Below are 11634 nucleotides of genomic sequence, written 5' to 3' on the forward strand. Positions count from 1 at the left end.
ATCCGCGTAAGCGTCGCTATACTTTCCAGATACGGACAACCGTTCCATACAAGGAACGTGCAGCCGTAAAGTCAAAACCAGTTTGCCCAACGTGAAAGGCCCGGAGACCAACGCCTTTCACCCGGTTGGTGGGTCCGCATGCGATGAGCGACGAGCGCGGGACCAGCCAAAGCCACAACAAAAAACGATGACCAAAAACCTGACCATCAATCTGCGCATCGCGATCACGATCGCGTTTCTCGGCGTGCTGCTGATCGCCACCGGCGCGCTCGGCATTCTCGGCATGAGCGAGAGCAATCAGGCGCAGCGCGACGCGTACGCGGTGCATTTCGCCTCGGTAGTGGCGCTCGGCAAGTCGGGCACGGCGATGTCGCGGGCGCGCTTCGGGCTCGACTGGGCGATGAGCAATCCGAACTCGCCGCAACTGGGCCCGCAACTCGAACGCTCGCGCCTGCTGCTCGCCGACTCCGACAAGTGGTGGGGCACGTTCCGCGATCTGCCTAAAACGCGGGAGTTGCAGCGCCTCACCGACGACCTCGACGCAAAACGCACCGCCGTGCGGCGCGACGGCATCGACAGGTTGATCGACGCGATCCGCACCGGTGACGCGAGCTGGATGGACGAAACCCGCGCGAACCATCTGATCGGTCTCTACACCGCGATGAACACGAGCCAGGGCGCGCTGGAGGACTATCTGAACCACCAGGCCGGCGACGCGACCCAGCGCTCGGCCGCGCTGTTTCAGACGCTGCTGGTCGCGTGCATCGGCAGCGTGCTGGTGGGATTGACGGTGGCGTTCATCAGCTGGCGCATGCTGTGTCGCGCGATCATGACGCCGCTGAACGACGCGCTGCGCCAGTTCGACGCGATCGCCGCCGGCGAGTTGACGACCCGCGTGCCGATTCGTTCGAACGACGAAATGGCGATGCTGTTGCGCGGCGTCGCGTCGATGCAGGACAAGCTCGGCGCGACCGTCACCACGGTGCGCGCCGGTTCGCATTCGATCGCGTCGTCGACGCAGCAAATCGCTGCGGGCAATCACGATCTGTCGCAACGCACCGAGGAACAGGCCGCGTCGCTCGAACAGACCGCGGCCGCGATGGAGCAGCTCACGTCCACCGTGCAGCTGAACGCGGAGAACGCGCAGCACGCGAGCGAACTGTCATTGCGCGCGTCGGAGATGGCCGCGCGCGGACGCAATTCGGTCGGCAGCATGGTCGAGACGATGCGGGTGATCCACGCGGGCTCGTCGAAGATGACCGGCATCATTACCGCGATCGAAGGCATCGCGTTTCAGACCAACATCCTTGCGCTGAACGCCGCCGTCGAAGCGGCGCGCGCCGGCGAGGAAGGGCGCGGTTTCGCGGTGGTGGCCGGCGAGGTGCGCAGCCTCGCGCAACGCTCGGCGGCGGCCGCGAAGGAAATCGGCGCGCTGATCGCCGAGTCGACCGCGCGCGTGGAAAGCGGTGCGGGTCTCGTCGACGAAGCCGGCGGCACGATGCAGGACATCGAGGCGGCGATCGGGCGCGTCGCGCGGATTGTCGGCGAGATCGCGGCGGCGTCGAAAGAGCAGAGCGAAGGCATCCGCCAGGTGAGCCTCGCCGTCACACAGATGGACGAGGTCACGCAGCACAACGCGGCGTTGGTCGAAGAAAGCGCCGCCACCGCGAACTCGCTCGCGGATCAGGCGCGGCAGTTGAGCGAACTGACCGCGGCCTTCAAGGTCGCGCGCGATGCGGCGCCGCACGAACTGTCGTTCTGAACCTTGCCGGGAGAAGCGGCGAGGTTCAGACGGCCGCCGCTTCAGGCCGGCAGTTTGCGAAACGAAATCGCAAAGCGGTTCCACGCGTTGATCGCCGACACCAGCAGCGTCAGGTCGACCAGTTCCTCGTCGCTGAAGTGTGGGCGCACCGCGTTCCACACCGAGTCGGGCACATGCTCGTGCGACACCAGCGTCAGCGCCTCGGTCCATTCGAGCGCGGCGCGTTCGCGATCCGTGAAGAACGGCGTTTCGCGCCACACCACGACGGTCGCGAGTCGGCGGTCGGTTTCGCCGCCTTTGCGGGCGTCGCTCGTGTGCATGTCGACGCAATACGCGCAGCCGTTGATCTGAGACGCGCGCAGCCGCACCAGTTCGGTCAGCGATTTTTCGAGCGCCGATTTACCGATGCGCTCTTCGACGCCGACGAGCGCCTTGATCGCGGCAGGATTGGCTTTGTAGAAGTCGAGACGTTGTTCCATGATTCACTCCTGAGTCGGGTTGGACGCATTCCGTGATGCGATGGACGAAGCATAGTCCCGGCACTGGATTCGAAAAATGACCGATTCAGGTTATTTTCAGGTAACCACTTTAGGCGGTGTTTCGGGTAGCGGCAACGTGCTTCAGTGCGCCGTGAAGCGCCCTTACCGGGTGTAATGGCATCGTTGCCGCGCCGCGGTCGATTCGGTATGGTGGGTCATCGCTTATCACAGAGACCGCTCATGACGACCGCCGCCGACCCACTTCCATCGCCGATCCGCACCGACGTCCTGATTGTCGGCGCAGGTCCGGTCGGCCTGTTCGCGGCGTTCGAGGCAGGCGTGCTCGGCTTGTCCTGCCAGATCGTCGATGCGCTCGACCAGATCGGCGGCCAGTGCACCGAGCTCTATCCCGACAAGCCGATTTACGACATCCCGGCGATTCCGTCGTGCACCGCGCGCGAACTGGTCGAGCGGTTGATGACGCAATGCAAACCGTTCGACGTGCCGATCCATCTGGAGCAACGGGTCGAGTCGGTCGAGCAGCGCGACGACGGACGCTGGACCGTACGAACGAATCGCGGCCTCGTCTTCGATGTCGCGGCGATCCTGCTCGCGGCGGGCAACGGTGCGTTCGTGCCGCAAAAGCTCGCGCTGCCCGAGGCTGTCCCGCTGGAATCGCGGCACGTGCATTACAGCGTGCCGCGGCTCGCCGATTTCGCCGGCAAGACGGTGGTGGTCGCCGGCGGCGGCGATTCGGCGCTCGACTGGGCGCTGGCGTTGCGCAAGGTCGCGCGGCGTGTGACGCTGGTGCATCGGCGCGCCGGTTTCAGCGCGGCCGATTCGAGCGTCGCGACCATGCGGCGCGCGGTCGAGGCGGGCGAGATGGACTTCATCGTCGGCGCTATTGCGGGGCTCACGGTCGAAGGCGATGCGTTGAAGTCGCTGACGTTGCGGCACATCGAAGGCGAAACGCAACTCGAAGCCGAACACCTCGTCGCGCTGTATGGTCTGGTCGCGGATCTCGGCCCGATCGCGCAATGGGGGCTGACGATTCACGGCGGACGCGTCGATGTCGATACGTCCAATTACGAAAGCTCGCGGCCGGGCATCTTCGCGGCCGGCGATATCGCCAACTATCCGAACAAGCAGAAGCTGATTCTGTCGGGCTTTCACGAAGCGTCGCTGGCGCTGCGCAAAGCCTATGCATATGCGTATCCCGAGAAGAAACGCGTGCACGTGCATTCCAGTTACGACGCGAAGCTCGCGGAAAAGCTCACCGCGCACGGCTGAACCGGCGCGCGAACCCGCCGATGCGCTGAGTGGATTTTTGCAGGCGGGGATGGAGAGCAGCGATAGAGCCGGTCGTGATCGACACATCACGACCGGCTTTATTTTTTACTCACGCGGGTGGGCTTTACTTGCCGGCGGGCTCGCTGGCGGCGGCCGCCGCGCTCGCGGCCTTGTCCTTCTTCTTCGCTTCGTGGTGGCCGATCGCGCAGCCCGCGGCCGCGCCCGCCACGCCATGGTCTCCCGCGACGTGACCGGCCACGCCGCCGACGACCGCGCCTTTGGTACAGCCTTCGGCGTAGGCGGCGGCATGGGTGAGCGCGAGTGCGGCGGCGCAGACGAGGGTGGTGAGGGCTCGTTTCATTGGGGCTCCTGTTGTGACGATGGTGACGATGCGTAACGGCGCGATGCCGATGCGGCAACCGGTCGGATAGTCGGCATGGCGACATCGCATGGGTAGCAAGCGCGGGGCCTGGCCGCCGTGCCGCGCGATTCGATCTCCCGCTGACGCCGCCGCGTAGCGGCTCTGCGGCGCCGCCCGGGTGTTGATCGGGTGAAACCATAAGCCGGGCTGCCGGCCATGTGCGGTGTATCCTTTGAGCGCTATCCCCTATACTTGCGCGCCATGAATCAGCTTGAAATGCCTTCTTCCCATGACAGCGGCGAGCCCGAGCGGCGCGCCGGCGAGGGTCGCATGAGTCCGACCGTGGGCGTCGACTACTGGATGCTCGTGCAGGCCATCGAGGACTACGCGATCTTCCTGCTCGACGCGAGCGGCCACATCGTGAGCTGGAACGTCGGCGCGCAAAAGCTGAAGGGCTACACCGCGCAGGAGATCATCGGCCAGCACTTCTCGCGTTTCTATACCGAGGAAGCCGTCGCGCGCGGCTGGCCGGACTACGAACTGCAACAGGCGTCGCTGACCGGCCGCTTCGAAGATGAAGGCTGGCGGGTGCGCAAAGACGGCAGCACCTTCTGGTCGAACGTCGTGATCACGGCGATTCGCAACGAGGCGGGCATTCTCACCGGCTTCGCGAAAATCACGCGCGACCTGAGCGCCCAACGCGAGTACTTGGAAGCGTTGCGGCTCAGCGAGGAGCGTTTCCGTCTGCTGGTCGACAACGTCAAGGATTACGCGATCTTCATGCTCGATCCGCAGGGCTACGTGGTGAGCTGGAATGCGGGCGCGGCGCGCATCAAAGGCTATACGCGCGACGAAATCGTCGGCAAGCATTTCTCGCTGTTCTATTTGCCGGAAGACGCGGCGGCGGGCAAACCGGCGCGCGAGCTGACCATCGCGCGGCAGCTCGGTCACGTCGAAGACGAAGGCTGGCGCGTGCGCAAGGACGGCACGACCTTCTGGGCCAACGTCAACATCACGGCGGTGCGCGATGAATCGAACCGCTTGCGCGGTTTCGCCAAGGTGACGCGCGATCTGACCGAGCGGCGTCAGCGCGAAGAGCTGGAGCGCTCCGGAGAGCGCATGCGCGAGTTTCTCGCGACGCTCGCGCATGAATTGCGCAATCCGCTTGCGCCGGTGCGCAACGCCGTCGGCGTGATGCAACTGGAGACCGGACTGAGCCCGGTGGTGGCACGGGCGCGCGATCTGATCGACCGGCAGGTTACCCATCTCACGCGGCTGGTCGACGATCTGCTCGACGTCGGCCGGATCATGTCGAACAAGGTGGAACTGCGCCTCGCGCGCGTCGATCTGGGCGAACTGGTGACACGCGCGATCGAAGCGGCGCGGCCTTTCACCGATGCGCATGAACAGCTCGTGGTGCCACATCTACCACACGATCCGGTGGTGCTTCGCGGCGACATGACCCGGCTCGTGCAGGTGCTGCAAAACCTGCTGCACAACGCGTCGAAGTTCTCGCCGCGCGGCAGCCGGATCGACATTGGCGGGCGCGTCGGCTCACAGATGGCGGTGCTGGAGGTGCGCGACTCGGGATGCGGCATTCCGCTGCGCTCGCTCGACAAGATCTTCGATTTGTTCGCGCAGGAAAAGGAATGCCTGAACCTGGGAGAGGGCGGTCTCGGCATCGGTCTCACGCTGTGCAAATCGCTGGTCGAAATGCATGGCGGCAGCATTCTCGCGAGCAGCGAAGGACCGGGCTGCGGCAGCACGTTCACGCTGAGTCTGCCGCTTGCCGCCGCGCCGTCCGACCCCCCCGCTGACGACACGAACCCGGCCGAGGCCGAGGTCGCGCCGCTGCGGATTCTGCTGGTCGACGACAACCGCGATTCCGCCGACAGTCTCGCGATGTTGCTCGAACTCAAGGGCCACGAAGTGCGCATCGCGTACGAGGGTGAGCAGGCGCTGCATATCGCGCCGCGCTTCGTCCCGCATCTCGCGGTGATCGACCTTGCGATGCCGAAGATGGACGGCTACGCGACGCTCGCCGCATTGCGGCGGATGCCGGAGCTTGCCGAAACGATGTATGCGGCAATGACCGGCTTCGGCCATGCGAGCGATCGCGAACGGACACGCGAGGCCGGTTTTCACGCGCATCTGGTGAAGCCGGTGGAGCTGGCGCTGTTCGATCAGTTGCTCGCGCAGGTGGAAGCGCGACGCGGTGGCGGGCGTTGACGGCGGCTGAAGTCGCGGTTTGGCCTGTGCCTATGTGAAAGAGGCGCGGGCTTGGCTCGTGCGCGTTGTCTCACTCTTCCGACGTTCCTGAGACTTCGCGGCCGCGCCGCCGGCGCTGTGCTCGGACGTGTATCGCGGCTTTTTAACTTTCCCTGAAACAGCGCAGCCGTGGCGAAGCGTTCGGCGTTTGACGCGCGTTGGTGCTGCGGTGGCACGCCTCGCGCCCCTCAAGGCTTGAGGGAAATCCCTGGCGCGCGGCGGGGCGCCCCGGTGATCAAGTTCGGAGCGTGTCGGCACGGCCCATTGGCACGGGCAACTCAATTTTTTCATCACATTCTGACGCGCAGCGGCAACCGTGCGTCCGGCGCCCGATTTCCAAAACCTTCCTGAACCTTGGCGCATCCAGCGCGCCCGGATATTCCACCTATGCGGCACGACGCTTGCTGTGAGTCTGCATAGGCGCTGACCACTCAGGTCCGCGCGCAGCAGATCGAACCGCTTCAGGGAGGCAGAATGCTCGATACGCGTGACCACAGGGCCGGCGTCAACGTACGGCGCTCGCCCGCTCCAGGCGGCTCCGGCAGCCGCGAATCGCAATCGCCGCGCCGTACGAAGAACGACAGCAAAACTGCTGCGTCGCTGGAAGAATTTCTGCACGCCACGCGTTTCGATTCGAACGACCCCGCCGCGCTCGGCGATGTCTTGCACGCGCTGATCGGGCGCGGCTACGACCGCGCGCCCTTGCTGCCGTTGCCGGGCCACGGCCAGACGCTGATCCGCTGGCGCGCGCTGGCGGCGGTGGCCGCGTGCGATCTCGGGCTCGTCAAACTGTTCGAAGGCCACACCGACGCGCTCGCGATCCTCGCCGAACTGCATGGCCCCACGCCGCCGGCTGCGAGCCGCTGGGCCGTATGGGCGGCCGAGCCGCCCGATGCCCGCGTGCAAGCCATCAGGATAGGAATCCGAAACGATGACGGCCAGGTTCAACTGGCCGGCACCAAGGCCTGGTGTTCGGGCGCGAGGAGCGTCAGTCATGCGCTCGTCACCGCGTGGCTCGACGGCGAGCCGGTGCTCGTGGCCGTCGCGATGGATGACCCGTCGATCTCGATCGATACGTCGAAGTGGCAGGCAGTCGGCATGCAGGCCACCGCCAGCGCGGACGTCAGCTTCGATCGCACGCCAGCCGTGCTGGTCGGCGCCGCGCATGCGTATGTAGGGCGTCCCGGCTTCTGGCACGGCGGTGCGGGCATCGCCGCGTGCTGGTACGGCGCGGCGGCGCAGATCGGCCGCAGCTTGCGCGACGCGTGTGCGCAGCGCGCCGATCCGCATCGCCTCGCACACCTGGGCGCGGTCGAAGTCGCGTTGCAAGCGGCGGCTGCCGTATTGCGCGAAACCGCCGCCTTTATCGACGCGAATCCGCTCGTCGACGCACAACGCGAAGCGACGCGCGCGCGCCTCGTCGTCGAAGAGGCGGCGACCACCGTGATGCATCACGCGACGCGTGCGCTTGGCGCGGGCCCGCTATGCCGCGACGCGCGTTTCGCCCGCGCGCTGGCCGACCTGCCGGTGTTCCTGCGTCAAAGCCATGCGGAGCGCGATCTCGCGTCGCTCGGCGAGATGCTCGTTTCGGCCGGCGGCGACGGCGTGTCCCTCAACGGAGGTGCGCCGTGGACGCTCTGATCCGATTCCCGGAGGGCCGCTGAGATGAGTTCGACCTCGACCGCACTGTACTTCGACACGCTTTATCAGCAGAGCGACGATCCGTGGAAGTTGCGCGAAGGCTGGTATGAGCGGCGCAAGCGTTCGCTCACGCTCGCGTTGCTGCCCCGGCCGCGCTATCGCAATGCATTCGAACCCGGCTGCGCGAACGGCGAATTGAGCGTCGAACTCGCGAAGCGTTGCGACGCGCTGCTCGCCGCCGATCTGCACGAGCGCGCGGTGACGCTCGCTCGCGAGCGGGTCGCCGATACGCCGAACGTGCGCGTCGAACAGTGCACGGTGCCGCGCGAATGGCCGACCGAGGCCGGACCGTTCGATCTGATCGTCATCAGCGAATTCGCGTATTACCTCGATGCAGCCGAGCTGGAAACGTTGGCCGCGCGGATCGCCGCGTCGCTGACGACCGACGGCACGCTGCTCGCCTGTCACTGGCGCCGGCCCTTCGCCGAAGCGCTCGAATCCGCCGACGCCGCGCATGCGTTGTTCGATGCGCGCTGCGGCCTGTCGCGTCTCGCGCATCATGACGAAGCCGATCTGCTGATCGACGTCTGGTCGCGCGACGCACGTTCGGTAGCGCAACGCGAGGGGCTCCTATGATCGGCGTGATCGTTCCGGCACATAACGAAGAGGCGTTGCTGGCGCCGTGCCTCGCGGCCTTGCTCGAAGCATCGCGTCACGAGGATCTCGCCCGCGAAACGGTGCGCATCGTGGTCGTGCTCGATGCGTGCAGCGATTTTTCCGGCGCGATTGCGCGGGCATACGGCGTCGAGACGCTGTCGCTGAAGGCGCGCAATGTCGGCATCGCGCGCGCGGCCGGCGCCGATCTGCTGCTCGCGGACGGCGCGCGCTGGCTCGCGTTCACCGACGCCGACAGCCGCGTGTCGCCAGGCTGGCTGGTCGCGCAACTCGCGCTCGACGCGGATGCGGTGTGCGGCTCGATCGCGGTCGACGACTGGAGCGCCCATCCGCACAGCGTGCGGGAATATTTTCGCAAGACCTACGTGGACGCCGATGGTCATCGCCACATTCACGGCGCGAATCTCGGCGTGTCGGCCGACGCTTACCGGCGCGCCGGCGGCTTTCCGCCGCTAACGTGCAGCGAGGATGTCGCGCTCGTCGACCGCTTGATTGCGATCGGCGCGCATATCGCGTGGAGCGCGGCGCCGCGCGTGATCACCAGCGCTCGCGCGGCGGCCCGCGCCCGCGGGGGCTTTGGCGACACGCTCGTGTCGTGGGCTGCCGCCTAGCGCGCAAGTCCGTGTTCGCGCGCTTACCCGATTCAAGTTTGCTTCGGATGACTGATGATCTGAATGACGGCGCACCGCGAGGAGGGCGACATGATGGACGCGATCTTCGTTCTGTTCGGCGAGGGCAGGAACCTCGATCCCTTGCAGATGAGCATGCGCTCGATCGCGGTGTTCCTGATCGCGCTCGTGCTGATCAGAGTGTCGGGACGGCGCTCGTTCGGGCAGCGCTCGCCGTTCGATTCCGTGGTGGTAATCCTGCTTGGCGCTACGCTGAGCCGCGCGATCGTCGGCGCGTCGCCGTTCATCGCGACCGTGGTGGCGTCGTTCGTGATCGTCGTGTGCCATCGCGTGCTCGCGTGGGCCTGCATGCGCTCGCGCGGGTTCGAGCGGCTGGTGGGCGGTGTCGAGCGCGAGGTGTTCAGCAACGGTCAGTTCAACGCGCGTGAAATGGACGCCGCGCTGATTTCGACGACCGACGTGCATGAAAGCGTGCGGCAGAAAACCGGCTCACGCTCGATGGATAACGTCGCCGCGGCGATTCTCGAACGCAATGGCGAGGTGAGCGTGATCCGCAAGCAAGCATGACTAACGCGCAGGCGACGCGTGGCGCGTCGCGCTCAGCCCCGGCCGCCGCGCGCGATCTCTTCGCCGGCGCCGCGCGGCATGCGCAGCGTGACCGGAATCGACGCGAACGAGCAGAGGCCGACCACCAGAAACGCGGGCCAGAAATCCGACCACATGATGCTTGGATGCCCATGGAGCGCCCGCGAAATCTGCAACACGATCCCGCCGACCGTCACGCCGAGACCGAGCGACATCTGTTGCACGACGCTGCCGAGACTCGTCGCGCGGCCGACGTCGCGGCTCGCGATCTCCGCGTAGGTCAGCGAGTTCAGACTCGTGAATTGCAGCGCCGGGAAGAAGCCGCCGAGGAGCACGACAACCCAGATGATCCACGTCGGCGTGCTCGGAAAAAACAGCCCGCATGCCGCGATCGAAAGTCCCGACAGCGCCGCATTGACCACCAGCACCGAACGGAAGCCGAAGCGGCGCAGCACGCGTGACGCGACCGTGCGCATGAACATGCCGCCGAACGCGGACGCGCAGGTGATCAGGCCGGACTGGAACGCGCTCATGCCGTGGCCTTCCTGCAGCATCAGCGGCAGCAGGAACGGCAATGCGCCGAGACCAATGCGGAACAGCGAGCCGCCGAGCACACTGGCCTGAAACGTCGGGACCTTGAAAAAGCGCAGATCCAGCAGCGGAAGTTTGACGCGCTGCGCGTACGCGACGTAGATCACGAGCAGCACGGCGCCGATCGCGCACATGCCGAACGCGTCGGCATTGGAAATCAGTTCGCCGCCCACCAGCGACAACCCGAGCAGAAGCAGCACCGCGCCGGCCGCCGACAGCAGGAAACCGATCCAGTCGAGCGGGCCGGGATCGGGTTCGCGCGTGTTGGCGATGTACCTGTTGGTCAGATAGATGCCGAGGATGCCGATCGGCACGTTGATGAAGAAGATCAGACGCCAGTGCAGATAGGTCGTGATGAAGCCGCCGAGCAGCGGACCGGCCGCCGGGCCGAGCATCGCCGGCACGCTCAGATAGTTCATCGCGCGGATGAAGTCGGCCTTGTGGACCACGCGAAAAATGATGATCCGCCCGACCGGCACCATCATCGCGCCGCCGACGCCTTGCACGAAGCGCGCTAGCGTGAAAGTAGCGAGCGAGTTCGACGCGGCGCACAGCAGCGAGCCGGTCACGAAGATGCCGATTGCGGTGCGGAAGATCGTGCGCGCGCCGAAACGGTCGGCCAGCCAGCCGCACACGGGGATGAACACGCCGAGCCCGAGCACGTAGCTCGTTACGGCGATTTTCAGCGTGACCGGATCACGCCCGAAATCGCGTGCCATGGCCGGCAGCGCGGTGACGATCACATTCGCGTCGACGCTTTCCATGAACATCGCGCATGCGACGATAAGGGGCGCAATCAGAGCTTTCTGGGCGACAGTCATGAAAACGGGCTGCGACAGGCTGTCGCACGCAAAGGGTCATTATTGCATCTGTACGGTGCGGATTGTTAACAGAGCGTGCACAGATCGAACCCTAATGACGGTTCCGCCTGCGGACGGGTGTGACTACGGCACAACACGCGCGACACATTTTTTAAACTTGTTGCAGCGCGGCATAACAGCGTTATAATCGGGTTGTTACCTAGGTATAAACCCTATACAGGAGTCTGTCATGAATACCGCTTCGAACGCCGTCGCCCGTACTCCCGCTGCCAGCACCACCTTTTTCGGCAAACTGCGCGCTTTGGCGCTGCTCGCGCTGAACCTGCACCTGCAAAATTGCGCCGTGATGGCAGAAGCTCACCGCCGTCCGCAATAAGACTGGCGCTGCGCGCCGCACCAGCTGGGAAGCAGGCGGATGCGCGAGAGGGCTGACTGGTCGAGATACGCGGAATTCGCGCCTTCCGGTCTTTAAAGCGGCGTCTTCCATGCCGCCTATCGCAGCCGCCCGCTTGTATAGCGGGCGTTGTGTTAT

The 11634-nt window shown here is 65.6% G+C and carries 11 protein-coding genes; 8 read left to right on the plus strand and 3 right to left on the minus strand.

Features of this window, described 5'->3' with window-relative positions:
* Window positions 1-187: 187 nt before the first annotated feature.
* On the plus strand, window positions 188-1762 hold the full coding sequence (locus tag BGI01S_RS06265) for a methyl-accepting chemotaxis protein (protein WP_042323347.1): 1575 nt from the start codon (window positions 188-190) through the stop codon (window positions 1760-1762).
* 41 nt (window positions 1763-1803) lie between these two features.
* Here BGI01S_RS06265 and BGI01S_RS06270 read toward each other — a convergent pair whose 3' ends face one another.
* The gene (locus BGI01S_RS06270) at window positions 1804-2241 is read right to left on the minus strand and encodes a carboxymuconolactone decarboxylase family protein (protein ID WP_042323349.1); all 438 of its coding nucleotides are present in this window, start codon (window positions 2239-2241) and stop codon (window positions 1804-1806) included.
* Between the two features lie 240 nt (window positions 2242-2481).
* Between BGI01S_RS06270 and BGI01S_RS06275 the strand changes: the two genes are divergently transcribed.
* Window positions 2482-3531 carry an NAD(P)/FAD-dependent oxidoreductase gene (locus tag BGI01S_RS06275; RefSeq protein ID WP_042323351.1) on the plus strand — a complete coding sequence of 350 codons (1050 nt, stop codon included), beginning with the start codon at window positions 2482-2484 and terminating at the stop codon, window positions 3529-3531.
* Between the two features lie 124 nt (window positions 3532-3655).
* Here BGI01S_RS06275 and BGI01S_RS06280 read toward each other — a convergent pair whose 3' ends face one another.
* Window positions 3656-3892, minus strand: coding sequence for a hypothetical protein (locus BGI01S_RS06280; protein ID WP_042323353.1), 237 nt, complete (start codon window positions 3890-3892; stop codon window positions 3656-3658).
* A 261-nt stretch (window positions 3893-4153) separates the two neighbouring features.
* Here BGI01S_RS06280 and BGI01S_RS06285 point away from each other — a divergent pair, with 261 nt between their 5' ends.
* From BGI01S_RS06285 to BGI01S_RS06305, 5 genes are all read left to right on the plus strand, one after another.
* Window positions 4154-6121, plus strand: a complete 1968-nt coding sequence (locus BGI01S_RS06285) for a PAS domain-containing hybrid sensor histidine kinase/response regulator (protein WP_042323355.1) — start codon at window positions 4154-4156, stop codon at window positions 6119-6121.
* A 513-nt stretch (window positions 6122-6634) separates the two neighbouring features.
* The gene (locus BGI01S_RS06290; protein WP_042323358.1) at window positions 6635-7801 is read left to right on the plus strand and encodes an acyl-CoA/acyl-ACP dehydrogenase; all 1167 of its coding nucleotides are present in this window, start codon (window positions 6635-6637) and stop codon (window positions 7799-7801) included.
* Window positions 7802-7825: 24 nt separating this feature from the next.
* Window positions 7826-8437, plus strand: coding sequence for a class I SAM-dependent methyltransferase (locus BGI01S_RS06295; protein ID WP_042323360.1), 612 nt, complete (start codon window positions 7826-7828; stop codon window positions 8435-8437).
* Window positions 8434-9087: a glycosyltransferase family 2 protein gene (locus BGI01S_RS06300; RefSeq protein ID WP_042323362.1), complete on the plus strand. Its 654-nt coding sequence runs from the start codon at window positions 8434-8436 to the stop codon at window positions 9085-9087. Before BGI01S_RS06295 ends, BGI01S_RS06300 begins: the two co-directional genes overlap by 4 nt.
* 90 nt (window positions 9088-9177) lie before the next feature.
* A complete protein-coding gene (locus BGI01S_RS06305; RefSeq protein WP_084585311.1) occupies window positions 9178-9672 on the plus strand; it encodes a DUF421 domain-containing protein in 495 nt (164 codons plus the stop codon).
* 32 nt (window positions 9673-9704) lie between these two features.
* On the opposite strand, the gene BGI01S_RS06310 is transcribed toward BGI01S_RS06305, so the two are convergent.
* Window positions 9705-11102 carry an MFS transporter gene (locus tag BGI01S_RS06310; protein ID WP_042323364.1) on the minus strand — a complete coding sequence of 466 codons (1398 nt, stop codon included), beginning with the start codon at window positions 11100-11102 and terminating at the stop codon, window positions 9705-9707.
* Between the two features lie 229 nt (window positions 11103-11331).
* Here BGI01S_RS06310 and BGI01S_RS30500 point away from each other — a divergent pair, with 229 nt between their 5' ends.
* Complete coding sequence (locus BGI01S_RS30500) at window positions 11332-11478, plus strand: hypothetical protein (protein ID WP_167335631.1); 147 nt, start codon at window positions 11332-11334, stop codon at window positions 11476-11478.
* Window positions 11479-11634 lie beyond the last annotated feature (156 nt).

The organism is Paraburkholderia ginsengisoli NBRC 100965, assembly GCF_000739735.1.
GTDB classification, from domain to species: domain Bacteria; phylum Pseudomonadota; class Gammaproteobacteria; order Burkholderiales; family Burkholderiaceae; genus Paraburkholderia; species Paraburkholderia ginsengisoli.